The organism is Streptomyces sp. NPDC001536, from assembly GCF_042894505.1.
In the GTDB taxonomy this organism is placed as follows: Bacteria; Actinomycetota; Actinomycetes; order Streptomycetales; family Streptomycetaceae; genus Streptomyces.
The window spans coordinates 258,294-284,922 of sequence record NZ_JBIAVQ010000010.1; the positions used below are offsets into that span (position 1 = coordinate 258,294).

The window sequence follows — 26,629 nt, forward strand, 5'->3', positions numbered from 1 at the left end:
GCCGTTGGCTCACACCGCCTGGACCGGGTGTCGGACCACGGCGTCGAAGAGGTAGCCCTGGGTGTTCGGCACGGTGGTGTCCGGCTGGGTGCGGCCGGCGCTGTCCGTGGCGCGAGCGAGCAGGCTGTATGTGCCCGGGGCCGGTGGCCGCCAGTCGGTGGACCAACGGACCCAGCCGTCGCGGTGCGCGGCATCGTGCAGCCGGGCCCGGTGCCAGCGCTTGCCGCCGTCCGTGCTGACGTCGACGCGGACGATGCCGCCGGCCCCGGACCAGGAACGGCCTGTCAGCCGGTGCGCGCGGCCGGCGTCCAGGCTCGCGCCCCAGGCGAGCTCCCAGGCGCTCTTGACCGTCTGACGGGTCAACGGAGCGCTGCCGCCCGGCGGGTAGGACTCCCCGAACAGCCGGTAGAAGTCGGTGTTCCAGGGCGAGTACAGGGGCTGGGCCGACACCTCGATGTCGCCGACCCACTTGATCGACGCGATGCCGATCCAGGAGGGCACGAGAACGCGCACGGGATGGCCGTGGTCGTACGGCAGCGGTTCGCCGTTCATCTCGTACGCCAGCAGCACGTCGTCCAGCGCTTTGGAGAGCGGCAGGGGTCGGCGGACCCGGCCGAGGTTGGTCCCGTCGGCGGTCACATAGTCGGCGTCCAGGCCGCGCGGGAGCACGTCCACGGCGGCACGGCTGAGCCCCGCGCGCTTGAGGACGTCGGCGAGCCTCACGCCACGCCACCGGGCCGTGCCGATCGCTCCCAGCGTCCATGCGGTGCCGGTGACGGTCTGCCCCTGCTGGGTGCTGAAGAGGCTGCGTCCGTTGCCCGCGCACTCCACGAACGCCGAACGGCCGACCGAGGGCAGCTTCTTGAGGTCATCGAGGCCGAACTCCACGCTCCCGCCGTGAACCAGCCCGTCCCCGTGCACGGTGAGAGTCCAGTCGGCGGCGTCGATGACGGGGGTGGAGGTGTGGTTGCGGACGAAGAAGCGGTCCACCGGGGTGTGATAGCCGGTGCCCGCCAGCGCGTCGAAGCGGGTCTCGGCGTTCGTGCCGCGCACCGTGAACCACTCGGCGGGAAGCGGCTTCACGATTCCCGCCGAAGTCGCCGCGGATGCCGGGGTGTTGAGGCCCACGGGCACGGCGAGGGCGCCGCCCGCCGCGGCCAGCAGACGGAGCATGTCGCGGCGTGAGACCCCGTCCGCACGAGCCTCGCCGGCCAGCCACTGCCGGAGTCTGCGACGGTCGTAGGCGGATTCGTCGGTACGCATGAGTGTCTGACCTTTCATGGGAGTGGCCACGGGTGAGGGAGGCAGCCGGGTGCGACGAAGCACCGCGAGGCGGCGGGGGAAGCGAGACGCCCAGGGCGACGAGCGATGCCAACCGGCGTGTTCGGCCGGGGAGTCAAGCGGGGAAGATCAACAACAGCCGTACGAGACGAGCACGCAGGACCGCTGGACGGCGGGGCGGCGTCGGCTGAGGATCATGTGGGCCATCGTACGAGGAAAGACGAGCCGTCCGACAGGGGCAATGGCCCGGAAAGGGCGAGCACGGCCTTGATGGCCTCTAGGTTCGGCCCATGACGATCACGTACGAGTGGCGAGGCGACCTGGACAACCCGGCTCTCGACGAGCTGCATGCCGAAGGGTTCGGCGCTCCGGTCGGGCGGACGGACCGGCTCGCCAGACTTCACCGTCACAGCCTCGGCTGGGTCTGCGCCAGGGAAGGGGATCGCGTGGTCGGGTTCGTCAACGTCGCCTGGGACGGCGGGGTCCACGCGTTCGTCCTGGACACGGTCGTGGCTCGGCGCAACCGTTCGCACGGGGTGGGGGCCGAGCTGGTCAAGACCGCCGCCGAGGGAAGCCGTGCTGCCGGGTGTGAGTGGCTGCACGTCGACTTCGAGGAGCACCTGCCGTCGTTCTACTTCGATGCGTGTGGCTTCAGGGAGACGGCGGCGGGGCTGATCGCCCTGTGACCGTGCGTGTGCCGCCCTCTCGCGAGGATGCCGTGCGTCAGCCCTCGGTCGCTCGGGACAGGGCCTCGGCGATCATGCGGGCGGCGAAGTCCCGGTCGTCCGTGAGCCGGTTGATGTGCTCCGCGAGCAACAGGGCTGTCGCTTCAAGGGAGTTCATCTCGTCCTTCGTCCAGTCCCCGTACTGCTTGCGCCACAGGCTGGGGCTCAGTCCGGTGCCCGCCGCGACGACCAGGCCGGCCATGGTGGGGATGACCTCGGGACGGATGCTCTTGGGCATCATGCGCAGCGAGGCCACGAGGCCGGGCACCACGTACTCGATGACGTCCCTGTCGTGGTCCTCGTAGGCCATCCGCAGCCAGCGCATGAACATGTAGATGAGTGTGCAGGCGCCGTCCACCAGATCGGCGGCGTCCTCGGGAGCCAGCGACGCGGTGAACTGCTCGGTCAACTGCCGCTGCACCGGGTCGGTCTCGGCCCCTTCGCCGTACATGGCCTTCAGCCGGGAGTCGACCATCATGAGCGCTGCGCCCACATCGCCGGCGGGAGCGTACTGGGGATCGCAGGACGATGTCACAGGATTCCTCCTCGGCCCACCAGGGGCAACGCAGCGTGGCAGTACGGTAACCCAGCACCGAGGCGAGGGAGCATCCTCGCAGGTGGACGCCGGTCGGCCAACGGCCCTCTCGTCCGCCGCGGTGCCGTGCACGGCCTGGCCGGACACATGATCAACTTCTGACCCGTCCTCAGGCCAGCGGAATGACGGGCCTGACGAGGCTGCCGCGTGTGTGGGGGCGCTGGGCGACGAAGTCGCCTTGTTCGGGGTCGCGGTACGCGCTCGCCTGGATCAGCCACTTGGTGAACCAGGGTTCGCCGCCGCATTCGGCGCCACCGCCGTCGGCGCCGCGGACCTCGCCGCGGACGGCGGTCAGTTCCCACTTGTAGGAGTTCTGGGCCATGTGGAGCCCTGACAGCAGGGGCGCTGTCTCGGCGACACGGACACCGCCGGGTATGACGAGGGTGCTGTCGTCCCGGAGCCATCGGGTCGGCATACGGTCGCCCCAGGGGAACAGGCTTCGGGCGCCGAACGCGTAGGCGTGTTCCCACTCGTCGGGGGTGGGCAGGCGCCGGCCCGCCTGTGCCAGCTCGTCGGTGATCGTGTCGTAGGTGGTGTGGGCCGCGAGCCATGCCGCCGTCGGTGTTCCGTCCGGTGCGAAGCGGACTCGGCCGTGGGTGCCCGTATCGGTCTCCGGCAGGATGAAGTCGTCCAGGAGCGCTCGGCAGCCCGGCTTCCATCTCCGGGCCAGTGCGGCGATGACCGGATGGTCCAGAGGGGCCTCGCTCACGCCGGCCTCGTCGGCGTGCGGTGCGGCCAGGAACGCCTTGAGGTATGCTGTGCGGGGGCGTGAGGTGATCGCCGCGATGTGGGAGCGGATCTCGTCGACGGTGCTGTCGGTCCATCGGGCACGGGCCTCGGCCCGGTCGTCCTCCTCGACGTCGGCGTACTCGGGGAACAGGTCCAACGCCGTGTAGCTGCCGAGATAGGAGAGCACCTCTTCGTCCGTCGGCGTCCAGGACTCGGCGTCGAAGCCGAGCCGGACGTCTCCGCCGGGGACGAGGACGAACGGCTTTCCGTCGACCTCGATGGTCGCGTTGTAGGCGGATCGCCCGGCGTAGTCGTGAAGATGGACGGACCTCACCGCACCACCTACCTGACGAGCGGTTTCCTCCGCGGCGGCCACAGCCGCCCTGTGGTCGAAGCGGAGCCACGCCTCGAGAGTGATATCAGCGGTCGACATGCCGCGGAGTATGCAGGAACCCACTGACAATGCCCTGTCGATCGGTTCGGACTCGACGTCATGGGCACCCACGGCTCGGCGTACACGCACTGCGTCCAGCGGCCCGGACCGGGTACTCGACGGGCTGATAGTGGACACCGCTCGAACAGCCGTGTCAGTCAGGCGGATATCCTGCGGCGAGGCGACACCCGCCCACCCGTCGCGCGTCCGACCGCCCGCCCATCGCACCGGGCGGTCACGGCGTGCCCAAGCTGTCTACGCGCGGAGGAAGCATGCCGACAGTGCAGATCGTGCCCGGTCTGGCCGTGGACGAGGAACTCTTCGACGCCGCCGTCCAAGGGCTCGAACGGTTCGCACCGGACGAGTCGCTCACCTGGGAGGAGTTCACCTCCGAGGACCGGTGGCTGCTCGTTCCCGACCCCGACGGCCTCGGCTACAAGGCCGAGTTGGTGCTGCGCCGGGAGGAGGGCCACACGGTCAAGGTGAACCTGTGGATGGCGCCCGACCTGCGCGACGGTGCCAAGCCCCAGCCCCACAACCATCCGTGGGAGTTCACCGCGCACATCCTCGCGGGCGGGTACACCGAGCAGCGCTACGAGCTGGTCGACGGCCAGGTCGTCACCGAGACCCAGGTGCATGAGGCGGGCGGCACGAATCACCTGCCCCTCAGCGCCTTTCACGAGGTGACGCACATTCAGGCGCCGGGACGGACACTGACGTTGATGGTGTGCGGGGCGGGACGGCAGGGCGAGTGGGGGTACCTCGACCCGACCACCGGCGAGCAGGAGCCCAACCGGCCCGACCCCGGCTTCCGGGAGCGTCTGGCCGCGCTCAATCCACGGATGCGCTGACCCGACCCTGCCGGCATCGCTCTCCTTCAAGGTGCCCTTCACCCGGACCCGGATCGGCGCGCTCGGGTGCGGGTCAGACCGCCCGTGATCCGGGCAGGTGCACGTTCCGCCTCGGCCGAGCTCAACTCATGTACACCGACCCGGCATTGTGGCGATCCGCCAGCTCCGCGACAGGTATGCGTCGGCCGGTCACCTGAGCAGGGCGAGCAGAGGTGCCGCGGGCAGCGGGTGGCGCGTGTCGCCGTAGGGGCCCGTGGTCGTGGTGGCGGTGAGGAGGGAGTTCAGGACGGCTTCCTCCACCGCGTCCAGGGTGGCGCTGAAGAGGGGGTCGAGGGTGTCGTCGGGGACCACGGCGGGGCCTGCGGGTGTGCCCAGGGGGCGGGTGCCGAAGGCGAGTCCGTAGTCGCCGCTGCCGTGGCTGTACGCGGCGCCGATCCTGGCCAGGGCGTAGACGGAGCGTCGGGCGAGCCGGGTGAGCTGACGGGCGTCCAGGGGCGCGTCGGTCGCGGTCACGATCATGCAGGAGCCGGAGTCGGGGACGGGGGTCTCGGTGGGCAGGCCCACGTCTGCGGGGGTGATCGTGCGGCCGAGGATGCGCAGCGTGCCGCCGAAGTTGGCCTGGACGAGGACGCCGAGGGTCACCTCTCGGCCCGCCAGCGACAGACGGCGCGAGGAGGTGCCGATGCCGGACTTGAAGCCGAGCGCGGTGAGCCCGGTGCCGCCGCCGACGCAGCCCTCGGGCACCGGGCCGCTGTGGGCGGTCTCGACCGCGGAGCGGACGTGGTCCTCGTGGACCGGACGTGAGCGGATGTCGGACAGGAGGCCGTCGTTGCACTCCCCCACCACCGGGTTCAGGCTCCGCGCACCGGCTGTCCCTGGCCGCTCCAGCATCCAGCCGACCAGGGCGTCCGCGACCCGGAAGGCGGAGAGCGTCGAGGTGAGCAGTACGGGGGTCTCCAGCGCGCCGAGTTCGGCGACCTGGGTGCTGCCCAGCAGCTTGCCGTAGCCGTTGCCCGCGAAGACACCGGCCGGCAGCGGGCTCGTGGGGCCGACGCCGCCGGGGACGATCGCGGTGACGCCGCTGTGCACGCGCGGCGGATCGATCAGGGTGGTGTGCCCTACCCGGATGCCGGGCACGTCCGTGACAGTGTTGTGCGGTCCCGTAGGCATGTCACCGACGCCCAGGCCGAGCGCACGGGCCCGGCGAGGGGCTTCGGGTGAGGGCGAGGACAGGGGTGCATCAGGCATGCGCATGATCGGCACACTAGCCAGAACTCCGTATGACGTGGACAGCCGGTCGTCCGGCCGCGGCCTCGGTACGCCCGGGCAGCGGAGCGCGTCATGACCGGGCCCGGGGCCGCGGAGCACGACCTCGCCGCGGGCGAGCCCCGCCGGACGGACCCTCTGGCCCGGCTCACCCTGGAGCAGCTGCGGCAGCGCACCAGCATGAAGTGGCGTACCCATCCCGAGGACGTACTTCCCTTGTGGGTGGCGGAGATGGATGTGCCGCTCGCCGAACCCGTCGTCGAGGCACTGCACTCGGCGCTCGCCCTCGGTGACACCGGCTACCCCTTCGGGACCGCCTACGCCGAGGCGCTCGCCGCTTTCGCCCACGATCGGTGGCGATGGGACGGGCTGCGCGTCGGACACACCGCGATCGTGCCCGACGTGATGATGGGCATCGTCGAGGTACTGCGGCTGATCACCGATCCCGGCGACGCGGTCGTGGTGTGCTCACCGGTGTACCCGCCCTTCTACGCGTTCGTCGGTCACGACGCCCGCGAGGTCGTCGAGGCTCGCCTCGGTCCGGACCTGCGGATCGATCCGCAGGCGCTGGAGGACGCCTTCGTACGGGCTCGGGGCGGGGGCCGTCGGGCCGCGTTCCTGATGAGCAACCCGCACAACCCGACCGGTGTCGTCCACACCCGCCGGGAACTGGAGGCCGTCGCGGCTCTGGCCCGCAGACACGGGGTGCGGGTGGTGTCCGACGAGATCCACGCCCCTCTGGTGCTGCCGGGCGCCACCTTCACCCCGTTTCTGAGCGTGCCCGGTGCCGGGAACGCGTTCATGCTGGCCTCCGCCTCCAAGGCGTGGAACCTCGCGGGCCTCAAGGCCGCCGTGGCCGTCGCCGGTCCCGAGGCCGCCGACGAGCTCCGGCTCCTGCCGGAAGAGGTCAGCCACGGCCCCAGCCATCTCGGGGTCATCGCCCACACCGCGGCCTTCCGCGAGGGCGGGGGACTGGCTCGACGAGCTGCTGCTCGGGCTCGACGCCAACCGGCGCCTGCTGGGCGAACTCGTCGCGGAGCACCTCCCCGACGTGCGCTACCACCGCCCCGAGGGCACCTATCTGGCCTGGCTGGACTGCCGGCGGCTGGGGCTCGGCGGTGGTCACGACACCGATGGGCCCGGTGTGGTGAGCGACGTCGCCGGACCCGCGCGGATGTTCCTCGACAAGGCCAGGGTCGCCCTCAGCTCGGGACACGTCTTCGGCTCGGGCGGCGAGGGACACGTACGCCTCAACTTCGCGACGTCGCCGACGATCCTGCGCGAAGCGCTGGACCGCATGGGACAGGCGGTCCACGACCGCTAGGGGCACCACCGTCAGGCCCCGGCGGCAGGGCGCTCGAAAACCAGTGGCACAGCACCGAGTCGCGTCATTACGTTGCTGCCGAACCGAGTCGTCTGGGCAAGGACGTGCCGTTGTACACCGTGTGAGACCTCCCGAGAGCTGATCTGTCGCGCGTCGCGCATGTGCGCCGCGCCTCTTTTTGCTGCGGACTTCTCACTGAAACCGGTGTACTTCTGTGCTCACCAACTGGGTGGTCATGCCCACCTGCCTGCCACTCGTCCTCCGCCGTTGCCACGCCTGCGCGTCCGGGAGCTTCCGGGCGAACGGCAAGTTCCGCGTCAACGCGAACCACAAGCTCATCGACGCCTGGCTCCTCGTGCTCTGCGCCTCCTGCGGCGACACCGCGAAGCTCACGGTTCTGGAACGGGTCAATGTGCGTTCCGTGCGTCCCGAACTGCTGGACCGGCTGCACGCCAACGACCTCGGTCTGACGGCCGAACTGCTCCAGGACCCGGCCGTACAGCGCCGTAACCGCATCGCCCTCGACTGGGACGACGCCTGGCGCCTCGACACCGGCGGATCGGATCACCCGGACCAGGAGGTGCTCGACGTCTCGGTGCGCTTCGCGGCGCGGATACCGGTCCGGCCGGTGCGGCTGATCGCCGAGGGCTGCGGTCTCTCGCGGGCCGAGGTCGAGCGACTGATCGCGGAGGGGCGAGTCGTGTCGGCGGTCCGGCTGGGCGGCAAGCTGTCCGGCGACTTCACGTTCACGCTGAAGCGCTAAGCGCTGAGGCGCCGGCTCAAGGCCTCCTTGAGCCCTGGGGCCCGTCCGGCAAGATCCGCCGGGCGGGCCCTGCCCTTGTCGATACGTCCTGACAAACCTATTGACATCACCAGTGGGGCGTTTCATAGTACGACGCAACTAGAGCGCGCTAGTAACGCGCGCTAGCACCCCCACGGGCGGCACACACCCTCCGCTGCCGCAGGCACCACCGCTCCGCCGCACACGGCGCTCCCGAGCCGCTCGCCCGCCTCCCGGCCGGGCGACCCCCCCCGCACACCAGATCCACCTCCCACTTCCGCCCTGATCAGCACAGCGAGGTGCAAGGGACATGCACAGAAACCACCGAGCCGCCACTCTGACCGCCACGGTTCTCGTCGGCGCCCTGTTCGCGACCGGCTGCTCCAGCAGTTCCGGTGGCAAGAAGTCCGAGGAAGGCGACGCGGCGGCCTCCGCGGGCAAGGCGAACACGCCGCGCATGACCGTGGCCATGGTCACCCATGCCTCCCCCGGCGACACCTTCTGGGACCTCGTCCGCAAGGGCGCCCAGGCCGCGGCCGCCAAGGACAACATCAAGCTCGTCTACTCCAGCGACCCCAGCGCCGGAAACCAGGCCAACCTCGTCCAGAACGCCATCGACCAGAAGGTCGACGGCATCGCCCTCACCGCGGCCAAGCCCGACGCCCTCAAGGACGTCATCGCCAAGGCCAAGGCGGCCGGCATCCCCGTCGTCGGCTTCAACTCCGGCGTCGACAACTGGAAAGACCTCGGCATGCTGGAGTACTTCGGGCAGGACGAGAACATCGCCGGTCAGGCCTTCGGCGAACGCCTCAACCAACTCGGCGCCAAGCACGCCCTGTGCGTCATCCAGGAACAGGGCCAGGTCGCCCTGGAAGCCCGCTGCGCCGGTCTGAAGAAGGGTTTCAGCGGCAAGACCGACACCCTCTACGTCAACGGCACCGACATGCCGTCCGTGAAGTCCACGATCACCGCCAAGCTCAAGGCCGACTCCTCCATCGACCAGGTCGTCACCCTCGGCGCACCTATCGCGCTGACCGCGGTGCAGTCCCTGTCCGACGCGGGCAGCAAGGCGAAGATCGCCACCTTCGACCTCAACAAGGACCTCGTCGAGGCCGTCCAGGACGGCACTGTCGAGTTCGCGGTCGACCAGCAGCCGTACCTCCAGGGCTACCTCGCCGTCGACTCGCTGTGGCTCTACAAGAACAACGGCAACTTCAGCGGTGGCGGCACCGCGCCCGTCCTCACCGGACCGGCGTTCATCACCAAGGACAACGCCGACGCCGTCGCCGAGTTCGCCTCGAAGGGCACCCGGTGATGAGCGTGACCCAGCATGCCGAGCCGGCGGTGACCACACCGCCGGCCCCCGGCCCGAAGGAGACCGACGGCCGGACCGCTCAACGATCCCTGGCGCTGCGCCTGTTGGGCCGCCCCGACGTCGGTGTCTTCCTCGGTGCCGTGGCGGTGTGGGTGTTCTTCCTCATCACCGCCCCGCCGGTGCGCGACGGCGGCTCGATGGCCAACATCCTCTACCAGTCGTCCACCATCGGGATCATGGCCCTCCCGGTCGCGCTGCTGATGATCGGCGGCGAGTTCGACCTCTCCTCCGGCGTCGCGGTCATCACCTCCGCGCTCACCGCCAGCATGCTGACGTATCAACTCACCATGAACGTATGGGTGGGCGTCATCGCCGCGCTGCTCGTCTCCCTGGGTGTCGGCTTCTTCAACGGCTGGCTCCTGATGAAGACCGGGCTGCCGAGCTTCCTCGTCACCCTGGGCACGTTCCTGATCCTCCAGGGTGTCAACCTCGCGGTGACCAAGATCGTCACCGGCAACGTGGCCACGGACGACATCAGCGACATGGACGGCTTCTCCCAGGCGAAGAAGATCTTCGCCTCGTCCTTCGAGGTCGGCGGCGTGCAGGTGAAGATCACGGTGGTGTGGTGGCTGGTCTTCGCGGCGCTGGCGACCTGGGTGCTGCTGCGTACCCGCTACGGCAACTGGATCTTCGCCGTCGGCGGCAACAAGGACAGCGCCCGCGCGGTCGGCGTGCCCGTGACCTTCACGAAGATCTCCCTGTTCATGCTGGTCGGCTTCGGCGCGTGGTTCGTCGGCATGCATCAGCTGTTCTCCTTCAACACCGTGCAGTCCGGCGAAGGCGTAGGCCAGGAGCTCATCTACATCGCGGCGGCCGTCATCGGCGGCTGTCTCCTCACCGGCGGCGCCGGCTCCGCGATCGGCCCGGTCTTCGGTGCGTTCATGTTCGGCATGGTGCAGCAGGGCATCGTCTACGCCGGCTGGAACCCGGACTGGTTCAAGGCCTTCCTCGGCGTGATGCTCCTCGGCGCCACCCTCATCAATCTGTGGGTCAGCCGCGCGGCGACCCGGAGGTGACCCACCCCATGACAACCACCCACGACAACACGGTCGAAGACGCCCCGGTCGTCGAACTGAAGGGCACGGGCAAGTCGTACGGCAACATCCGTGCCCTGCACGGTGTCAACCTGGAGGTCTTCCCCAACCAGGTCACCTGCGTCCTCGGGGACAACGGCGCCGGCAAGTCCACCCTGATCAAGATCATTTCCGGGCTGCACCAGCACACCGAGGGCGAGTTCCTCGTCGACGGCTCCCCGGTCCGCTTCACCACCCCGCGCGAGGCGTTGGACAAGGGCATCGCGACTGTCTACCAGGACCTCGCCGTGGTCCCGCTGATGCCGGTGTGGCGCAACTTCTTCCTCGGCTCCGAGATGACCAAGGGCCCCTGGCCGCTGCGTCGCCTCGACATCGAGCAGATGAAGAAGACCGCCGACGAGGAACTGCGCAACATGGGCATCGTCCTGGACAACCTGGACCAGCCCATCGGCACCCTCTCCGGCGGCCAGCGCCAGTGCGTGGCCATCGCCCGCGCCGTCTACTTCGGCGCCCGCGTCCTCATCCTGGACGAGCCCACCGCCGCCCTCGGCGTCAAGCAGTCCGGCGTGGTCCTGAAGTACATCGCCGCCGCCCGCGACCGCGGCCTGGGCGTCATCTTCATCACCCACAACCCCCACCACGCCTACATGGTCGGCGACCACTTCAGCGTCCTGCGCCTCGGCACCATGGAACTCAACGCCTCCCGCGACGAGGTCAGCCTCGAAGAGCTGACGAATCACATGGCCGGTGGCTCCGAACTCGCCGCGCTCAAGCACGAGTTGTCCCAGGTCCGCGGCGTCGACGTCGAGGAACTCCCCGAGGAACAGGACCTCACCGCACCGGTCGCGACGACCGGGAAATCGGTGTCCTGACCGTGGCGAGCGTCATGGCCCCAGAGCGTCAGAACCTCGGGGCCATGCCACTCGCAGTCGCGCAGGCGCTCCCGAAATCGGGGGCGACACATCGCGGCTACGGAAGCTGGGCCGAGCTGGCGGGCGCCGGTCTGGGATGTGATGCGGACGCTGAGCGAGTTGTATGGGCCGGAGCATGTGCGTCTCGTGGTGTGGTTCGACGGAACGCGGATCCGCACGCCGAGCGATACAGCTCGGGGTGGCCTCTCAGCGTCGGCTTGTCTGGTGGGCGGCGGCCGTCATGACCAAGACGGCGATCAGGGTGATCCCCGCGCCGACGTAGAGCGGTGCGGTGTAGCCGAGGCCCGCGGTGATGGCCAGGCCTCCGAGCCAGGCGCCGAGGGCGTTGCCGATGTTGGACGCGGAGACGTTGGCGCTGGCGGCCAGGGCCGCGCCGTGGGCGACGTCGGTGACGCGTGTGATCATGCCGGGCACGGCGGCGAACCCGAACAAGCCCATCAGGAAGACCAGAATCACCGACGCGGTGGGGCTGGCGGCGAGGAGGCCGAACACGGCCAGAGTGACGGTGAGTCCGAGCAGGGCGAGGACCAGGGCGCGGTCCCGGTCCCGGTCGGCCGCGCGTCCGCCGATCAGGTTCCCGACGACCAGGCCGACGCCGTACACCATCAGCAGCCAGGCGACATCGGCCGAGGAGAAGCCACCGACCTCGGTGAAGGTGTAGGCGATGTAGCTGAACGCGCCGAACATGCCGCCGTAGCCGAGGCCGGTGGCGGTCAGGGTCAGCCAGACCTGCCAGGAGCGGAAGGCGCGGAACTGTGCGCGCAGGTCCGCTGCCGGTGTCGGGGTGGGGTGGCCCGCCTCCGTCGGCGGGACGAGGGTCGCGATTCCCGTCAGTGCCAGTACGCCGATCGCGGTGACCGCCCAGAAGGCAGCCCGCCAGCCCCAGCGTTCGCCGACGAGCGCGCCGAAGGGCACGCCGAGCACGTTCGCCAGGGTCAGTCCGGCGAACATCACCGCTACCGCGCGGGACTTGCGCTCCGGCGCCACCAGACCGCGAGCGACCAGGGAGCCGATTCCGAAGAACGAACCGTGGCACAAGGCCGCCACGACCCTGCCGAGCAGCATCACCGGGTAGTTCGGGGCAAGCGCGGACAGCAGGTTGCCGATGACGAACAACGACACCAGTCCGACCAGGACCTGCTTGCGGGGCAGTCGTGTCGTGGCCGCGGTCAGGGCGATGGCGCCGATCGCGACGCTCAACGCGTATCCGGAGATCAGCCAGCCCGCCGCCGCTTCCGAGACCGCGAGACTCGACGCGACTTGGGGCAGCAGACCGGCGATCAGGAACTCGGTCAGCCCGATGCCGAAACCGCCGAGTGCCAGTGCGATGAGCCCACTTGGCATACGTCGGCGTTCGCGCGGGCGGCTGTGCAGAACGGGGTCGGGGTGGGCGGCTCTCATCTGTCCGTCGTCGCCTTGTCGGATGCGCGCATGCGTCGACCCTCACGCTTGGCGACCGATCCGTCCATGGACAAAGATCCACGGCACTTGGATGAAAGTGCGGCGTGGGTACGGTGCCTTACTCTCCTCGCATCCAGGCGCGGGTTCCGAACGAGGTGCAGGCTCGCGACGCCACCGTGGCCGCGGCGCGCAGGGCCTCGGTGAAGTGCTGTGAGGTCAAGTGGCCCTGGAGTGCGAGGTGGTGGGTGAGGGCTCCGTGCAGGAAGTCTCCCGCGCCGAGCGTGTCCGTCACGGGGACGGTCGGGACGTCCACCGTGCTGCCGCCGTCGGGGCCCGACCAGACGACGGGGTCTGCCCCTCGGGTGACCGCCGACCAGCCGACCCCGTGCTCTTGAAGGAAGCGCAGGACTTCGCTCGGGGTGTTCGTGCCGGGTGGGTGGAAGTCGGCCGAGCAGACGGCCACGTCGATCGACGGCAGCAGCTTCTCCGTGCCGTCCTTCCAGCTGCCTCCGTCGAGGACGGTCGGGCGGCCGACGGCTCGTGCGGTGTGGGCGGCGGCCAGGGTGAGTTCCCTGTGGTGGCCGTCGAGTTCGACGATGTCGCAGGATGCCACGAGCGTGTCGAGGTCGTCGGGTGGGGTGATGCGGTGGCCCCTCGCGTTGGCCGAGGCGACGGCGCGTTCTCCGGTGGACGCCGTGACCATGATGGAGGAGACGGCCGGAGGCTCGGTCGAGTCGGGCGTCAGGTCGGACACGGTGACGCCGAGTCGGTGCAGGTCGGCTGTGGCGCCGAGGCCGAGGGGATGGGAGCCGATCGCGGTGAGCAGGTGGGCCGCGCCGCCCAGGTGACCGAAGGCCACGGCCGCGTTGGCCGCCGGACCGCCTGCGGCGATGCTCTGCCGGCGAGCCGTCAGTTTCTCGTTGGAGGCGGGTGCGTGGTCCACGAGGTGGATGATGTCGAGCGTGCACAGACCGATGAACAGGCCCTTGGGGCGTCGGGGGTTTGCCGGATCCTTCACGCGCGACTCCTGCCGGCGGTGCGTGGGGTCAGTGTACGAAGCGAGAGAAGCCGTCGAGGGTTGCGTCGCCGGTGGCCCGGAGTGGCATTCGGTAGGGAGATCGGGAAGGCTCGCGCACATGATCTGCCGGCACCTCCCCTCCTAGGGAGGCGGACGGCCGACACACAGGAGGTCTCAGGTCGGCGGGTCGAGCAATTGCGCCGCCAGACCCACCCCCACCAGTCCCGTGGCGATGAGCAGCCCGTTCGCCACGACCACCCCGCCGATCAGTACGGCCGTCGTGACGGCGAGGGCCCACCAGGCCCCCGTGCGCCGGAACTCACGGGGGCGGCGGGGGCGTCCGATGCTCATCGCCCTGGCGAAACGGGGATCCTCACATGCGCAGCGTGCTTCGAGCGCGACCAGTCGCTCGTCCTCGGATCGGGGCATGCCTTCTCCTTCGCGCCATGCGCTGCCGCCCTGCGACCGACCAGGCAGCGGCAGCGGCAGCGAGTGTCGTGAACGGGGGTCGAGGTCCGGCGCAGACGTGCGCGGAGCACGGTCGAGCGGCCGCGGTCGCTCTGCGGGGCCGGGGTGAGCGGTCAACCGGACACATGATGAGCGTGGTCAGAGGTACGTCCCGGCTCGCGCTGCCCGGCTCTCTATGCATTCTCCCTAACAGTTGGCCCCTGCAAACAAGTGTCGGCCAAAGGTTGTCGGCCCGGCCCCCGGGCACCCATGAACTCCAGGGCGCGGGCCAGGAGTTCGGCGCGTCCCGCGACGACCGGTCCCAGGACGGCGAGCACCAGGACGTATCCGGCGATGAACGGAGCGAGGCGGTCGTCGAGGCCCGCGCTGGTCGCCATCGCGGCCAGGATCAGGGCGAACTCCCCGCGGGCGACCAGGGTGGTGGCGATCTCCGCGGCGCGCTCGGGGCCGTAGCCGTACAGGCGTGCCACGAGGAGTCCCGCGACGACGTTCATGACCACGGTCAGTGCCGCCGCCGCGGCCACCGGTCCGGCGACGCTCGCGACGACCGCGGGGTCGATGGCCAGCCCGAAGGCGAAGAAGAAGATGGCCGCGAACGCGTCCCGCAAGGGATGGACGAGTCGGCGGATCCGCGCGGCGGAAGGGGTGCCGGCGAGGATGAGTCCGACCATGAAGGCGCCGATGGCGTCGGCGACGCCCAGGACCTCGGAGATCCCGGCGACGAGGACCGCCGCGCCGAGGAAGCTGATCACGAGCAGTTCGTTGTCGCGTACCGCGATCAGACGTCCGACCAGCCGGGTTCCGTAGCGGGCCGCGGCGGCCAGGACGAGCAGGAAGCCGAATGCCTTGCCCGCCTGCCACAGCACGTCCGCGACGCCCTGGGCGCCGCCGATGACCGGTTGAAGTGCCGCGAGATACAGGGCGAGGAAGATGTCCTCGACCACGATGACACCCAGGATGAGGCGGGTCTCGGGGCGTCCGAGGCGCCCCAGGTCGATGAGGATCTTGGTGACGATCGCGGACGAGGAGATGCCCAGTACGCCGGCCAGCACCAGCGCCTCCCGGGCGCCCCATCCCAGGGCGAACCCGAAGCCGAGCCCCGCGCCGACGTTGAGCAGCAGGTAGATGCCGCCTGCCGCCAGGAGCCGCCTGCCGCCGCTCCTGAGGTCGTCGAGGTGGAACTCCAGGCCCAGGTAGAACAGCAGGAGCACGAGGCCCAGCGCGGAGAGCATCTCGAAGTCGTGGGCGTCCTGGACCAGGACGATGCCGGGTGTGTGCGGGCCGAGCAGGATGCCGGCCAGCATGAACAGGGGGATGGTCGGTAGTCCGATCCTGCCGCCGAGGCGGGCGAGGAGGGCGGCGGCGAGGAAGGCGCCGCCCATGGCCAGGAGGGTGTCAGCGTGTCCCATGGGTCACCTCCTTCGGCGCGGGAGGTGCGGGTCGCTTCGTCTGACGGGGGTGGATACAAGTACTCCTTGTGGTGCGTGGCTGCGGACGTCTTCGGGACTGCGCCGCGGCCGGGTGTCACCACCGGCTCGATCGGCGTCGTCTCCACGCTGACACGGCCCCCGCACCCGGGACCATCGGTGTCAGCACTCATTTCCGGGGCCGGGCGACAGGTGCCGGCCGGGCGCGCCTGACCTCCGATCAGGCCAGCGGGCCCAGGACTTCCTGGGATTCGATGAGCCCTTGGTCGCTGGGAGCCTTGCCGTCACCGAAGACGCGGGCGGCCTGGCGGGCCCGGAACTCGAGGTGGGCTTCGGCGGGCTTGGCGTAGCCGTAGCGGGCGCGGGCTTCCGCCGGGGTCAGCACTTCCTCGGTGCGGGGAGGGATGCCCAGCTTGATCGGGGCGACCACCGCGACCGTGGAGGGCGACAGCAGGCCCAACAGGCGCAGTTCGACCCGGGGGTTGAGGTGGGCGAGGGCGAAGGAGACCTTCATGACGGGCACGATGAGGAGGTCGAGGAGACGGGACTGCCGGATCCCCGCCATCTCGCGCATCCAGCGCGGCATGGTGGCGATCGTGGCGGTCCGCTGCGCCTTCGCGACGACCATGCGCACCGGCTTCGCCCACAACGGCACCGGCGGCAGGACGAGCTCGGTCCGCAGCAGGTGGTTCATGGCCTGGCGCGCGATCGGGCTGGCGGACAGCCGGGGGCGCATCTCCTCGAAGTACGCCCGGATCCCGTCACGGGTGCGGGGGACGTCGTCGGGGGAGCACGTCTGCAGCTCCGCGGCGAGGGCGCACGCCTCCCAGTACTCCTTCTCCTCCTGCGCGGTGAGCTTTCCGGGGCCGTACTTCTCGTACGCGTAGAGGATCGAGTGCCAGCCGGTGAGCTGGATCCACAGTTGCGAGGCCGGGTCGTTGGCGTCGTAGGTACCGCCGCCGTAGGGCAGCTCGCCGATCGCCTTGGAGTGGACCTTGACGAGGATGTCCGCGGCCTTGGAGACCTCCCGCGAACCGGCGAAGGCCACCATCGCGAAGTACCGCAGGGTCCGGTCGTAGCGGGTACGGGCGCGCTGGTAGATGCCCTGGGTCCCGTGCACGGCGGCCACCAGCGGCGGGTCGAGTTCCTCCACCACCACGGCCCGCTGGAATCCCACGGTCGGGGCGGTCGGATAGCTCCAGACCTTCCACACCACCGAGCCAGGGCCGAAGAAGCCGTAGTCCTCGTGCGGTTGGACCTCGCCGCGCCTGAACCTCGCCATGGAGCCGCTCCCTGTGCGTCCGCGGCGTGCACCGCCACTCGATTACGACACTGCTGTCGTAAATTAAGACACGGGTGTCGTAAACTGCCAAGGTGTCAGCGTCCACGAATTCACCGGACAGGCCACGCAGACGGCGGCCCTACGCCCCGCGCGTCCCGATCGAGGAACGCCGCGAGCAGCTGCTCGACGCGGCCCTGGCCGTCATCGTCAGCGACGGCTACGACCGGGTCTCCATCGACGCCATCGCGAAGCGGTCGGGTGTCGCCCGGTCGGTGGTCTACGGCGCCTTCGAGAATCTCGACGCCCTGCTGACCGCGCTGCTCGACCGGCAGCAGGCCCGCGCCTTCGAACGGCTGCTCAGGACCGTTCCGCCCGCCGACGGGCCGCGCGACCCCGCCGCGTTCGCCTCCGAAGCGGTGCGCCGCATGGCCGGCATGCTCCACGAGGACCCGGACACCTGGCGGTTGATCCTGCTGCCGCCGGGCAACATGCCGACCGTGGTCCGCGACCGTATCGAGGCGGACCGGGAACGTTTCCGGCTGCTGGTGGAGCAGTGGCTCTCGCTCGCCCTGGCCGACCGCAGTGATCCGGGGCTCGATCCGCAGGTTCTCGCCCACGCCCTCGTCGCCTGCGCGGAACACTTCGGCCGTGTCGCGCTCACCGAACCCGACACGTTCGACCTGCCACGGCTGCTGGGCCAAGTGCGGTTGATCCTGGGCGCGTTGTGGCCGACGCGCTGACAGCCGTGGCTCGTCCTCAGTGTGCGGCGAACTGAACGCCGGTCGGCTGCACGGCCTCCGCGCGCAGCGCGATCCCGTCGATCGTCAGCTGCTCGCCGTAGATGTCGGTGATCCTGAGCGGTCCGCCGCACCCGCTGCCCTGCTCGGAGAGGAAGTAGTTGTACTCGGTGCGGGCCAGCCGGGTCCAGCCACTGCCCGTGCGTACCTCCAGGCGGGCCACCGGATTGCGGTGACCGATGGCCTGGATGCCGCACCAGTAGCGGGTGGAGCCGGTCTTGTAGCGGATCGAGATCTTCTCGGACGTGGTGGGGCTGAGCAGGGTCCAGGTGATCGGGATCTGGCCGCGCGAGGGGGCGGCGAGCTTGGCGAAGGCCTGGGGGCTGAGGTCGAGTTGACCGGGTGCGCAGGGCAGCGGGCACTCGTTGGTGATCCGGACCGTCACGGAGGCACCGCCGGCGCGCACCAGGACATACGCTCCGCACGCCTGGGAGATCTCGTAGTCGGTGTGGTTCATCGCCGCGGTCATGGTGTCGTCGGTGGGACCGAAGGAGCAGGCGCCGTCGCCGTTGCCGGTGTCGTAGAAGGTGGCCACCCCTTGGTAGGTGGTGTTGGGACGGATCCGTCCGGCCAGTGATCCCACGGAGGCGGCGGTCCGCCGGGGAGCGGCGGTCGAGGGCCGGGCCTTCGGGGTGCTCGCGGCCGGCGACGGCGTGGTGGAGGGCTTGGTCTTCGTGGCCTTCGCCGTGGGCTTCGGGGATGCCGAGGACGGCGTCGGTCCCGGCGTCGTGGGCGCCTGGCTCACCTCGGCGCCCGCCGCGGCGGAGGCCGTGGCCTTGTGCGCGTCGTCGGGGACGAAGGCCACGACCAGGGCGGCGACGAGTGCGACGGTCGCCACGACGATCGCGGAGACCACCCAGGTGCCCCGTCGAGGGGGACGACGACGGTGTGAGGAGGACGACGCCACGGATGAGGTCCTTTACATGGTTCGGGTGCACAAGTGCCGTACGCGAGGCCCGGTGAAGAGAGCCTCCGACCCCTCAGTGGCCGCCGGAACCGAAAAGGTTGCCGCCCGTTTCGAAGAAACACGCGTCAGCGCAGATCGCGTCGCATCAGGATCCGTGGATGGCCGGCCAGCACGGACGTGGTGTCGGCGGCGTGCGTGAATCCGGCGCGCTCGAAGTTCCGCCGGATTCCGGCGTACGCCATCGTCAGATCGACCCGGGCGTCGCCGTTGTCCAGGGGATACGCCTCGATCACCGGTGCGCCGTGGGAGCGGGCGAAGTCGACCGCTCCGGCGATCAGGGCGTGCGAGATGCCCTGCTTGCGGTGGCCGGGGCGCACGCGGATGCACCACAGCGACCACACCGGCAGGTCGTCGAGGTGCGGGATCTTCCGGTTGCGGGCGAAGGAGGTCTCCGAGCGCGGCGCCACGGCGGCCCAGCCGACGGGTTCGTCACCGTCGTAGGCGAGCACGCCCGGCGGGAGCTGTGCCTCGCACAGCCCTGCGACGTACTCGCCGCGGGCCGGGCCGCGCAGTTCGTTGTTGAGCTTGGAGGAGATCCGGTAGCTCAGGCACCAGCAGACGTTGGCGGTGGGCGACTTCGGGCCGAGCACCGCGCGGACGTCCTCGAAGACCGTAGCCGGGCGTACGTCGAGGGGCATGACCGCCACGATGCCACGCGGTCGGGGACATCGCCGGTAACCGACGTGCGCGCCGCACACGCATGCGATTTACCCTAGCGTGGTGATCATGGTGCATTGGGAACTGCGGTCGGCGTCCACGGCCGACGTCGAGGCGATCGCCGAGCTGCGTGCCGTGGTGATGCGGCCGGATCTGGAGCGACTCGGGCGCTACGACGAGCAGCGGGTGCGGCAGCGGCTGCGGGACAGCTTCGTGCCGGAGTACGCCTGGATCATCGAAGCGGACGGTGCGTTCGCCGGGTGCGTGGCGCTGCGGCCCGCCGAGGACGCCCACTGGCTGGAACACTTCTTCGTGGCACCGCACCTCCAGGGGAGCGGCGTCGGCTCGGGCGTCCTGCGGGAGCTGCTGGGGCAATGTGACCGCGACGGCCTGCTGGTCCGGTTGAACGTGCTCCAGGGCAGCGCGGCCCGACGGCTGTACGAGCGGCACGGGTTCACCACCGAGTCGCAGGACCCGGTCGACGTGTTCATGGTGCGCAAACCGGGATACGGCCTGGGCGACGATCGACCACGCCAGAGTGATGCGGAACGGACCGGCGGAGGGCGTAGTGCGCGACGAGGGTGACGGGCCCGGGGCTGTGGCCGCACGGCTCACCGGGCGTGCGGTGGTGTCGCAGCGGAGGTTGACGGGTGTGGTCACCGAAGTCGCCCTGGACGGTGGGCCGGTGGTCGTCAAGGAGGCCGGGAGCACGGGGGCCGCGCGTGCCGAGGCTGCGGGGCTGGAGTGGCTGGCCGAGGCGGGGGCGGTGCGGGTGCCGGTCGTGCACGGCCGCGATCAGCAGTGGTTGGTGACCGGTTGGGTCGCGGAGGGGCGCCCGAGTGCCCTGGCCGCGGTGCGGTTCGGCCGTGAGCTCGCCGGGCTGCATGCCGCCGGTGCGGAGGCGTTCGGGGCGCCGCCGCCCGGTGGTGACGCCGAGGCGTACATCGGGCTCGCTCCGATGCGGAATGTGCCGGGAAACGACTGGCCCGCCTGGTACGCCGAGCACCGGGTGCTGCCCTATCTGCGTCGGGCCGTCGACCATGGCACCGTGCTGCGCGACGAGGCGGTCGTGGTGGAGCGGGTCTGCGAGCACGTGGCCGACCTCGCCGGGCCGCGTGAGGTTCCTGCGCGGCTGCACGGCGATCTGTGGAGCGGCAATGTGCTGTGGGGTGCCGACGGGCAGGTGTGGCTGATCGATCCGGCGGCGCACGGCGGGCATCGCGAAACCGACCTCGCGATGCTCCAGCTCTTCGGCTGTCCTCATCTCGCGGAGGTACTGGAGGGCTACCAGGACGCCACGCCCCTCGCCCCCGGCTGGCGACAGCGCGTCGGCCTGCATCAGCTCTTCCCCCTTCTGGTCCACGCCGTGCTCTTCGGCCGCTCCTACGCCGAACAGGCCCTCGGCACGGCACGGCGGCTCCTGGCCGAAGCCGGCCATTGAGCAGGTGGTGTGCCATGAGGGTGCTGATCGTCGGCGGGAGCGGGTTCCTGGGAACGGAGCTCGTGCGCCGGGCGACGGCCGCGGGCTGGGAGACGGCCGCGACGTACCGTTCCCGCCCCGGCAGCACCCCCGGAGCCTCGTGGCACCAGGTCGACCTCCGTGTCCCCCGGCAGATCGACGAGGTGCTGGCCTCGGTCGCCCCCGACGTCGTCGTCAACGCGACGAGCGGGCAGAGCGACTGGGCGGTCACGGCCGACGGCTCGATCCGCCTGGCGATGGCCGTCACGCGTCGCGGTCGCCGTCTGGTGCACGTCTCCAGCGACGCGGTGTTCTCCGGGTCCCGGATCCACTACGACGAGAGCTGCCTGCCCGATCCGGTCACCCCGTACGGTGCCGCGAAGGCCGCCGCCGAGAGCGCCGTACGCCTCCTGGCACCGACCGCCGCGGTCGCGCGCACCTCGTTGATCATCGGCCGTGGCGGATCCGCGCACGAGCGGATGGTGCACGGCATGGCGTCGGGCACACACGACGGCGTCCTGTTCACCGACACGATCCGCTGCCCGGTGCATGTCGAGGACCTCGCCCGCGCCCTGCTGGAACTCGCGGGGTCCGACCGTCCCGGCGTCTTCCACCTCGCCGGACCGGACGCCCTCAGCCGCCACGAGCTCGGTGTCCTCATCGCCCACCGCGACGGCCTCGACCCGACCCGGCTCCCCGCCGGACTCCGAGCCGGCAGCCGCACGCCCGGCGCCCTCGACGTCCGCCTCGACAGCACCGCCACACAGGCACGCATCGCCACCCGCCTGCGCGGAGCCCGCGACTTCCTCCAGGAGGGACACGACTGACGGGTAGGGTCCCCAGGTGACCACCACCCCCTCCCCCACCAGGCTGATCGTGCTGCGCGGCAACAGCGCCGGCGGCAAGAGCTCCGTGGCCGCCGGGCTGCGCGCACGGTACGGCAGGGGCATCGCCCTGGTCAGTCAGGACATCCTGCGCCGCGAAGTACTGCGCGAACGTGACGTCCCCGGCGCCGCGAACATCGGCCTGATCGATCTGACCGTGCGGCACGCCCTGGAACACGGCTTCCACACCGTGCTCGAAGGCATCCTGTACGTCTCCCACTACGGCGACATGCTCGCCGGACTGCTCGCCGACTACGGTGACCGCGCGCACTGCTTCTACCTGGACGTCCCCTTCGAGGACACACTGGCCCGGCATGCGACCAAGCCCATCGCCGACGAGGTCACCGAGGCCGAACTGCGTTCGTGGTACCGGCCGTTGGACCTGCTGCCCGGCGGCGTCGAGACAGTCGTCCCGGCGAGCAGCACGCTCCCCGAGACGATCGACCAGGTGATGCGCGCGTCCGGTCTCGATGTTCAGGTCGGAAGCGGCGACTGAGCCCCGGCGTCAGGTGTGCGCCTCCGGCGCCGCCGTCAGGTCCGCGAAGTCGGCCAGCATGGAGGAGGTCCGGGGGTCGAGGCCCGTGAACGTGCGGAAGGCGTCGGCCGCTTGGTGCACGAGCATGCCGCCGCCGTGCAGGACCCGGCATCCGCGGGTCCTCGCGGCGCGCAACAAGGGTGTTTCCAAAGGGCGGTAGACGAGGTCGGCCACCCACTGGCCGTCGTGGAGCGAGGCGACGGGGAGGGGGGTGCCGGGGTGGGCCGTCATGCCGATGGGGGTGGCGTTGATGATGCCGTCGGCGCCCGTGAGTTCCGCTTCGAGGTGTTCGGGGAGACAGGCTTCGGCCCGTTCGTCCCGGGCGTCCTGGTTGAGTGCCTTGACCAGGGTGTGGGCGCGTTCGGTGAGGGTGTCCACGACGGTGAGGCGGGCGACGCCGAGGTCGAGCAGGGCGAAGGCGACGGCGGCGCCGGCTCCTCCGGCGCCGAGCTGGATCACATGCCGCAGGGGTGCGTCGGGCAGCCCGCGGGTGAAGGCCGCGCTGCAGCCGGTGATGTCGGTGTTGTGGCCGACCGCGCGGCCTTCGGGGGTGAAGACGACCGTGTTGACCGCGCCGAGGCGGGCGGCGGGCGCGCTCAGTTCGTCGAGCTGCTCGGCGATGAGCTGCTTGCAGGGGTGGGTGACGTTCAGTCCGTTGAAGCCGCAGTCCCGGGCGGCGTACGTCAGTCGCCAGATGTCCTCGGCCGCGAGTGCGAGCGTGTCGATGTCGAGGAGCCGGTAGAGGTAGCGCACGCCGTGCCGGTCGGCCTCGCGCTGGTGGAGTTCGGGGCTGAGCGAGCGGCCGATGCCCGATCCGACAAGGCCGACGAGATACGAGTCCTGGGTCACGGCCGCTCCCGCAGTAATGTACGAACCAGTCCGTTATCTCTACCAACTCGTATGGCCGCGGGGAAGTCCTGCGACGTCTCTCGGTACGTACCGCCCTCGGGTCTGTCAGCAAGAGCTCTTCACAGACCCAGATACACCTCCCTGACCCGGGGGTCGTGACGGAGCTCGTCGGAGGGGCCGCTCATCGCGACCTCCCCGTTCTCCATGACCAGGCAGTGGCTGGTGGCGCCGAAGGTGAGCTTGGCGTTCTGCTCGACGAGCAGCAGGCTGAGCCCCTCCTCGCGCAGCGTCAGCAGGACGTCGAGGATGCTGCCGACGAGTTTGGGCGACAGGCCCATCGAGGGTTCGTCCAGGACGAGCAGACGGGGGCGGGTCATCAGGGCCCGGCCGATGGCGAGCATCTGCTGTTCGCCGCCGGACAGGGCGCCTGCGAGCCGGTCGCGCATTCCGGCGAGGGCGGGGAACAGGGCGTAGATCTGGTCGAGTTGGCCGTACGTCTCCTTGTCCCAGGCGCGTGAGTACGCGCCGAGCATGAGGTTCTTCTCCACGGGGAGTCCGGGGAAGACATGGCGCCCTTCGGGGACGTATCCGATGCCGAGGCGGACCATGTCCCGGGCGCGCACCTTGGTGAGGTCGCGCTCGCCCAGGCGGATGCGGCCGCCGCTGCGGGGCACAAGTCCCATGAGGGCCTTGAGGGTCGAGGTCTTGCCGGCTCCGTTGGCCCCGATGATGCCGACCGATTCGCCGGGGGCGACGGTGAAGCCGATGGAGCGTACGGCACGCACGCCGCCGTAGTGGACGCTGAGTTCCTCCACGGTGAGGCGTTCGGCCTCGCCCGCCCTGCTGACGCTCATGGGGTGGTCTCCTCGGCGGGGGTCGGGCGCTGGGCCGGCAGTTCGGTGCTCAGGCCGAGTTCGGACAGGTCGGAGTCGCCGAGGTAGGCCTCGATGACCTCGGGTGCGGCGACGACCTCGCCGGGGGTGCCCTCGGCGATGACCTTGCCGCTGGACAGGACGGTGACCTTCTCGCACAGGGACATGACGAGGCCCATGTTGTGCTCGATGAGGACGACGGTGGTGCCGCTGTCCCTGATCGAGCGGACGATACGGACCAGTTGCTGGACCTCCTCGCCGTTGAGCCCGGCGGCCGGTTCGTCCAGCAGGAGCAGGCGGGGGCGGGCGGCCATGGCACGGGCGATCTCGATGCGTCGCTGGATGCCGTACGGCAGGGCGGCGGGGGCCGCTTCGGCGAAGTCGGCGAGGCCGTAGCGGTCGAGGATCTGCTGGGCCTCGGTGCGCAGCCGGCGTTCGCGGCGCAGGACGCCGGGCTGCCACACGGCGTACTGCCAGATGGAGCGGGTGCGGGTGCGGTCGAGGGCGACCAGGATGTTCTCGCGCACGGTGAGCTGGCCGAAGAGGCGGAGGTTCTGGAAGGTGCGGGCCACTCCGGCCAGCGAGAGGACGTAGGGGCGGGCCGTGGTGGTGTCGGTGTCGGCGAAGCGGACCGTGCCGGACGTGGCGCGGTAGAAGCCGCTGATGACGTTGAACAGGGTGGTCTTTCCCGACCCGTTGGGGCCGACGATTCCTCTGATCTCCCCCGCCCCGACCGTCAGGGTGACTTCGTCGAGAGCGCGCAGTCCGCGGAACTGCTTGGTGACGTCCTCGACGGCGAGCAGGGTCTGGTCCTCGGCCGGCCGGGGTCCCGGTGGATAGGGGGTGAAGGGGCGCAGTTCGGCTCGGGTGTCGCCGCTGCCGAAGCGCCGGTGGTACAGGTCCCTCAGACGGGCGGGGATGCCGGCCAGGCCGGTGGGCGCGAACACCACCATGAGGACGACGACCACGCCGTAGCCGAGTTGCGCGTAGGCGGAGAAGTCCGAGAGCCATTCGCGGATCAGGGTGAGGCCGACGGCGCCGACCACGCAGCCGACCAGGGAGCGCCGGCCGCCGATGATGACCATGGCCAGCAGGATGAACATGTTGCCGATGGAGAAGGTCTCCGGTGCGACGTACCGGATGAGTCCGGCGTACAGGACGCCCGCCAGGCCGCCGTAGAGGCTGGCGAGGACGAAGGCCGTCATGCGCAGCAGCGGGATCTCCGCGCCCATGGCGCCGGCGGCGAGGGCGTCGTCGCGCATGGCGCGCAGCCGGCGGCCCAGTGCGGTGTGGACGACGAACAGGCCGAAGACGAGGCCCGCCCCGAAGACGACGACTTCCAGGTAGTAGTAGAGGTACTCGCTGGACAGGTCCAGGCCGGGCAGGGTGGGGACGGGGACGCCGGAGATGCCGTCGGCGCCGCCGGTGACGTCCGCGTTGGTGATCCAGTTGATGAAGCCCAGCGCCAGGCCGAGGGTGACGATGCCGAGGTAGTGGGACTGCATGCGCAGGGCGGGGATGCCGACGAAGAGGCCGGTGGCGACGGTGGCCAGGACGGCGAGGACGGCGGCGGCCCAGAAGCCGTATCCGCTGTCGGTGGTGAGGATCGCGACGACGTAGGCGCCCACCCCGAAGAAGGCGACCTGGGCGAGGTTGATCTGGCCGGAGATGCCCATGGCCAGACCCATGCCGATGGCGAGCAGGGCGTAGATGAGGGCGATGTCGACGACGTGGATCGTGTAGCTGCCCAGGCCGTACGGCAGGGCCCAGGCGACGACCACCAGTGCGGCCACGGCGGCGAGGCGGGACTTCATGCGCGGCTGACCGTCCTTTCGCCGAAGATCCCCATGGGCCGGATCATGATCGCCACGGTGAAGACGAGGAACGTGGCGAGGACCGAGTAGCCCTGGAAGTGGCCGGCGGTGTAGGAGTCGAGGACGCCGATGGCGATGCCGCCGACGACGGCTCCGTGGATGGAGCCGAAGCCGCCGAGCATGGCCGCGGCAAACCCCTTGATGCCCAGGGCCCCGCCGAGGGAGGCGTCCACGTAGAGCATGGGGCCGACCAGGCCGCCGGCGAGGGCGGCCAGGCCTGCTCCGATGGCGAACGCGAGGGCGTTGCTGCGGCCCACGTCGATGCCGACCGCGGTGGCGGCCTCGTGGTCCATGGCGACGGCCTGCATGGCCACGCCCCGTTTGGTGCGGGACAGGAAGTAGCCGAGGCCGACGACGGCGAGCGCGGCGACCGCCATGACCAGCAGGTCGTAGGTGCGCACCCGCACCCCGAAGATGTCCAGCGGCGCGGTCCGCACCGGGGAGGGCATGGCTCGCCCGGTACTCCCCCAGATGAGGATGGCCACCGCCTGAAGGACGATCCCGAAGCCGATCGTGCCGATCAGCATCAGGTCGAAGTCCTTGTTCTCCAGCGGCCTCAGGACGCGTTCGATGACCAGGCCGATCGCGCCGGTGATGACGATGGAGACGACCATGGCGAGCGCGAAGGGCAGACGCGAGGTCAGATAGAAGGTGGAGGCCGCGTACGCGCCGATCATGGCGATGTCGGCATGGGCGAAGTTGACCAGGCCCATCGTCCGGTACACCAGCGAGAAGCCCATGGCGACCAGGGCGTAGACGGCGCCGAGGCTCAGGCCGCCGACCAGTGTCTGGAGGGTCTCCTGCACGACGGTC

Annotated in this window: 26 protein-coding genes and 1 pseudogene; 12 read left to right on the plus strand and 15 right to left on the minus strand. The window is 70.3% G+C overall.

Features of this window, described 5'->3' with window-relative positions; translation table 11 throughout:
• Positions 1-9: 9 nt before the first annotated feature.
• Positions 10-1,263 (minus strand): sulfite oxidase, encoded by a 1,254-nt coding sequence (locus tag ACFY0U_RS27265; RefSeq protein ID WP_388640072.1) that lies wholly within the window; start codon positions 1,261-1,263, stop codon positions 10-12.
• A 308-nt stretch (positions 1,264-1,571) separates the two neighbouring features.
• Between ACFY0U_RS27265 and ACFY0U_RS27270 the strand changes: the two genes are divergently transcribed.
• Entirely contained in the window at positions 1,572-1,967 is a 396-nt protein-coding gene (locus tag ACFY0U_RS27270) for a GNAT family N-acetyltransferase (protein WP_388640074.1), read from the plus strand.
• Between the two features lie 37 nt (positions 1,968-2,004).
• On the opposite strand, the gene ACFY0U_RS27275 is transcribed toward ACFY0U_RS27270, so the two are convergent.
• Together ACFY0U_RS27275 and ACFY0U_RS27280 are read right to left on the minus strand one after the other, a co-directional pair.
• Entirely contained in the window at positions 2,005-2,541 is a 537-nt protein-coding gene (locus ACFY0U_RS27275; protein ID WP_388640076.1) for a hypothetical protein, read from the minus strand.
• Between the two features lie 169 nt (positions 2,542-2,710).
• Positions 2,711-3,664 (minus strand): hypothetical protein, encoded by a 954-nt coding sequence (locus ACFY0U_RS27280; protein ID WP_388640078.1) that lies wholly within the window; start codon positions 3,662-3,664, stop codon positions 2,711-2,713.
• A gap of 371 nt (positions 3,665-4,035) precedes the next feature.
• On the opposite strand from ACFY0U_RS27280, the gene ACFY0U_RS27285 reads away from it, so the two are divergent.
• On the plus strand, positions 4,036-4,614 hold the full coding sequence (locus ACFY0U_RS27285; RefSeq protein ID WP_388640080.1) for a hypothetical protein: 579 nt from the start codon (positions 4,036-4,038) through the stop codon (positions 4,612-4,614).
• A 189-nt stretch (positions 4,615-4,803) separates the two neighbouring features.
• Here the strand turns inward: ACFY0U_RS27285 and ACFY0U_RS27290 are convergent, their stop codons facing one another.
• Positions 4,804-5,868 carry a P1 family peptidase gene (locus tag ACFY0U_RS27290; RefSeq protein ID WP_388640082.1) on the minus strand — a complete coding sequence of 355 codons (1,065 nt, stop codon included), beginning with the start codon at positions 5,866-5,868 and terminating at the stop codon, positions 4,804-4,806.
• A gap of 87 nt (positions 5,869-5,955) precedes the next feature.
• Between ACFY0U_RS27290 and ACFY0U_RS27295 the strand changes: the two are divergent.
• The 5 genes and pseudogenes from ACFY0U_RS27295 (at position 5,956) to ACFY0U_RS27315 (ending at position 11,266) form a co-directional block, all read left to right on the plus strand.
• A pseudogene (locus tag ACFY0U_RS27295) lies at positions 5,956-7,204 on the plus strand (MalY/PatB family protein).
• Positions 7,205-7,418: 214 nt separating this feature from the next.
• Positions 7,419-7,967: a DUF1062 domain-containing protein gene (locus ACFY0U_RS27300; RefSeq protein ID WP_388640083.1), complete on the plus strand. Its 549-nt coding sequence runs from the start codon at positions 7,419-7,421 to the stop codon at positions 7,965-7,967.
• Between the two features lie 328 nt (positions 7,968-8,295).
• A complete protein-coding gene (locus ACFY0U_RS27305) occupies positions 8,296-9,300 on the plus strand; it encodes a sugar ABC transporter substrate-binding protein (RefSeq protein WP_388640085.1) in 1,005 nt (334 codons plus the stop codon).
• A complete protein-coding gene (locus ACFY0U_RS27310; protein WP_388640087.1) occupies positions 9,300-10,376 on the plus strand; it encodes an ABC transporter permease in 1,077 nt (358 codons plus the stop codon). Before ACFY0U_RS27305 ends, ACFY0U_RS27310 begins: the two co-directional genes overlap by 1 nt.
• A gap of 8 nt (positions 10,377-10,384) precedes the next feature.
• Entirely contained in the window at positions 10,385-11,266 is an 882-nt protein-coding gene (locus tag ACFY0U_RS27315; protein ID WP_388640089.1) for an ATP-binding cassette domain-containing protein, read from the plus strand.
• 246 nt (positions 11,267-11,512) lie between these two features.
• On the opposite strand, the gene ACFY0U_RS27320 is transcribed toward ACFY0U_RS27315, so the two are convergent.
• The 5 genes from ACFY0U_RS27320 to ACFY0U_RS27340 form a co-directional block, all read right to left on the minus strand.
• Positions 11,513-12,670, minus strand: a complete 1,158-nt coding sequence (locus ACFY0U_RS27320; RefSeq protein ID WP_388640091.1) for an MFS transporter — start codon at positions 12,668-12,670, stop codon at positions 11,513-11,515.
• A 175-nt stretch (positions 12,671-12,845) separates the two neighbouring features.
• On the minus strand, positions 12,846-13,745 hold the full coding sequence (locus ACFY0U_RS27325) for a PfkB family carbohydrate kinase (protein WP_388640093.1): 900 nt from the start codon (positions 13,743-13,745) through the stop codon (positions 12,846-12,848).
• A gap of 174 nt (positions 13,746-13,919) precedes the next feature.
• Positions 13,920-14,174, minus strand: a complete 255-nt coding sequence (locus ACFY0U_RS27330) for a DUF3040 domain-containing protein (RefSeq protein ID WP_388640095.1) — start codon at positions 14,172-14,174, stop codon at positions 13,920-13,922.
• Between the two features lie 212 nt (positions 14,175-14,386).
• Positions 14,387-15,622 (minus strand): cation:proton antiporter, encoded by a 1,236-nt coding sequence (locus tag ACFY0U_RS27335; protein WP_388640096.1) that lies wholly within the window; start codon positions 15,620-15,622, stop codon positions 14,387-14,389.
• Between the two features lie 238 nt (positions 15,623-15,860).
• Positions 15,861-16,922 (minus strand): oxygenase MpaB family protein, encoded by a 1,062-nt coding sequence (locus tag ACFY0U_RS27340; protein ID WP_388640098.1) that lies wholly within the window; start codon positions 16,920-16,922, stop codon positions 15,861-15,863.
• A gap of 92 nt (positions 16,923-17,014) precedes the next feature.
• Between ACFY0U_RS27340 and ACFY0U_RS27345 the strand changes: the two genes are divergently transcribed.
• The gene (locus tag ACFY0U_RS27345) at positions 17,015-17,662 is read left to right on the plus strand and encodes a TetR/AcrR family transcriptional regulator (RefSeq protein ID WP_388640099.1); all 648 of its coding nucleotides are present in this window, start codon (positions 17,015-17,017) and stop codon (positions 17,660-17,662) included.
• A gap of 16 nt (positions 17,663-17,678) precedes the next feature.
• Here ACFY0U_RS27345 and ACFY0U_RS27350 read toward each other — a convergent pair whose 3' ends face one another.
• Together ACFY0U_RS27350 and ACFY0U_RS27355 are read right to left on the minus strand one after the other, a co-directional pair.
• A complete protein-coding gene (locus ACFY0U_RS27350; RefSeq protein WP_388640101.1) occupies positions 17,679-18,575 on the minus strand; it encodes an expansin EXLX1 family cellulose-binding protein in 897 nt (298 codons plus the stop codon).
• A 176-nt stretch (positions 18,576-18,751) separates the two neighbouring features.
• The gene (locus ACFY0U_RS27355) at positions 18,752-19,324 is read right to left on the minus strand and encodes a GNAT family N-acetyltransferase (RefSeq protein WP_388640103.1); all 573 of its coding nucleotides are present in this window, start codon (positions 19,322-19,324) and stop codon (positions 18,752-18,754) included.
• 88 nt (positions 19,325-19,412) lie between these two features.
• Here ACFY0U_RS27355 and ACFY0U_RS27360 point away from each other — a divergent pair, with 88 nt between their 5' ends.
• From ACFY0U_RS27360 to ACFY0U_RS27375, 4 genes are read left to right on the plus strand one after another with little or no spacing between them, the layout of a single operon-like run.
• Positions 19,413-19,928 carry a GNAT family N-acetyltransferase gene (locus ACFY0U_RS27360; RefSeq protein WP_388640105.1) on the plus strand — a complete coding sequence of 172 codons (516 nt, stop codon included), beginning with the start codon at positions 19,413-19,415 and terminating at the stop codon, positions 19,926-19,928.
• A complete protein-coding gene (locus ACFY0U_RS27365; RefSeq protein WP_388640107.1) occupies positions 19,885-20,784 on the plus strand; it encodes a fructosamine kinase family protein in 900 nt (299 codons plus the stop codon). Before ACFY0U_RS27360 ends, ACFY0U_RS27365 begins: the two co-directional genes overlap by 44 nt.
• A gap of 14 nt (positions 20,785-20,798) precedes the next feature.
• A complete protein-coding gene (locus ACFY0U_RS27370) occupies positions 20,799-21,629 on the plus strand; it encodes an SDR family oxidoreductase (RefSeq protein WP_388640109.1) in 831 nt (276 codons plus the stop codon).
• Between the two features lie 16 nt (positions 21,630-21,645).
• Positions 21,646-22,182 carry an AAA family ATPase gene (locus ACFY0U_RS27375; RefSeq protein ID WP_388640110.1) on the plus strand — a complete coding sequence of 179 codons (537 nt, stop codon included), beginning with the start codon at positions 21,646-21,648 and terminating at the stop codon, positions 22,180-22,182.
• Positions 22,183-22,191: 9 nt separating this feature from the next.
• Here the strand turns inward: ACFY0U_RS27375 and ACFY0U_RS27380 are convergent, their stop codons facing one another.
• The 4 genes from ACFY0U_RS27380 to ACFY0U_RS27395 all read right to left on the minus strand — a co-directional run bounded on the left by ACFY0U_RS27380 (position 22,192) and on the right by ACFY0U_RS27395 (position 26,622).
• On the minus strand, positions 22,192-23,070 hold the full coding sequence (locus tag ACFY0U_RS27380) for a shikimate dehydrogenase (protein WP_388640111.1): 879 nt from the start codon (positions 23,068-23,070) through the stop codon (positions 22,192-22,194).
• Positions 23,071-23,189: 119 nt separating this feature from the next.
• Complete coding sequence (locus tag ACFY0U_RS27385; protein ID WP_388640112.1) at positions 23,190-23,924, minus strand: ABC transporter ATP-binding protein; 735 nt, start codon at positions 23,922-23,924, stop codon at positions 23,190-23,192.
• A complete protein-coding gene (locus tag ACFY0U_RS27390; RefSeq protein ID WP_388640113.1) occupies positions 23,921-25,756 on the minus strand; it encodes an ATP-binding cassette domain-containing protein in 1,836 nt (611 codons plus the stop codon). Before ACFY0U_RS27390 ends, ACFY0U_RS27385 begins: the two co-directional genes overlap by 4 nt.
• The gene (locus ACFY0U_RS27395; protein ID WP_388640114.1) at positions 25,753-26,622 is read right to left on the minus strand and encodes a branched-chain amino acid ABC transporter permease; all 870 of its coding nucleotides are present in this window, start codon (positions 26,620-26,622) and stop codon (positions 25,753-25,755) included. The genes ACFY0U_RS27390 and ACFY0U_RS27395 overlap by 4 nt, the downstream gene beginning before the upstream one ends.
• Between the last annotated feature and the right edge of the window lie 7 nt (positions 26,623-26,629).

What these genes read in the sequence shown, in the direction of transcription:
- ACFY0U_RS27305 (WP_388640085.1), top strand. Translation starts at nt 8,296, where the DNA reads ATGCACAGAAACCACCGAGCCGCCACTCTGACCGCCACGGTTCTCGTC.
- ACFY0U_RS27310 (WP_388640087.1), top strand. Translation starts at nt 9,300, where the DNA reads ATGAGCGTGACCCAGCATGCCGAGCCGGCGGTGACCACACCGCCGGCC.
- ACFY0U_RS27370 (WP_388640109.1), top strand. Translation starts at nt 20,799, where the DNA reads ATGAGGGTGCTGATCGTCGGCGGGAGCGGGTTCCTGGGAACGGAGCTC.
- ACFY0U_RS27330 (WP_388640095.1), bottom strand. Translation starts at nt 14,174, where the DNA reads ATGCCCCGATCCGAGGACGAGCGACTGGTCGCGCTCGAAGCACGCTGC.
- ACFY0U_RS27320 (WP_388640091.1), bottom strand. Translation starts at nt 12,670, where the DNA reads ATGCCAAGTGGGCTCATCGCACTGGCACTCGGCGGTTTCGGCATCGGG.
- ACFY0U_RS27265 (WP_388640072.1), bottom strand. Translation starts at nt 1,263, where the DNA reads ATGCGTACCGACGAATCCGCCTACGACCGTCGCAGACTCCGGCAGTGG.
- ACFY0U_RS27340 (WP_388640098.1), bottom strand. Translation starts at nt 16,922, where the DNA reads ATGGCGAGGTTCAGGCGCGGCGAGGTCCAACCGCACGAGGACTACGGC.
- ACFY0U_RS27315 (WP_388640089.1), top strand. Translation starts at nt 10,385, where the DNA reads ATGACAACCACCCACGACAACACGGTCGAAGACGCCCCGGTCGTCGAA.
- ACFY0U_RS27285 (WP_388640080.1), top strand. Translation starts at nt 4,036, where the DNA reads ATGCCGACAGTGCAGATCGTGCCCGGTCTGGCCGTGGACGAGGAACTC.
- ACFY0U_RS27335 (WP_388640096.1), bottom strand. Translation starts at nt 15,622, where the DNA reads ATGGGACACGCTGACACCCTCCTGGCCATGGGCGGCGCCTTCCTCGCC.
- ACFY0U_RS27355 (WP_388640103.1), bottom strand. Translation starts at nt 19,324, where the DNA reads ATGCCCCTCGACGTACGCCCGGCTACGGTCTTCGAGGACGTCCGCGCG.
- ACFY0U_RS27385 (WP_388640112.1), bottom strand. Translation starts at nt 23,924, where the DNA reads ATGAGCGTCAGCAGGGCGGGCGAGGCCGAACGCCTCACCGTGGAGGAA.
- ACFY0U_RS27365 (WP_388640107.1), top strand. Translation starts at nt 19,885, where the DNA reads ATGCGGAACGGACCGGCGGAGGGCGTAGTGCGCGACGAGGGTGACGGG.
- ACFY0U_RS27270 (WP_388640074.1), top strand. Translation starts at nt 1,572, where the DNA reads ATGACGATCACGTACGAGTGGCGAGGCGACCTGGACAACCCGGCTCTC.
- ACFY0U_RS27360 (WP_388640105.1), top strand. Translation starts at nt 19,413, where the DNA reads ATGGTGCATTGGGAACTGCGGTCGGCGTCCACGGCCGACGTCGAGGCG.
- ACFY0U_RS27290 (WP_388640082.1), bottom strand. Translation starts at nt 5,868, where the DNA reads ATGCGCATGCCTGATGCACCCCTGTCCTCGCCCTCACCCGAAGCCCCT.
- ACFY0U_RS27390 (WP_388640113.1), bottom strand. Translation starts at nt 25,756, where the DNA reads ATGAAGTCCCGCCTCGCCGCCGTGGCCGCACTGGTGGTCGTCGCCTGG.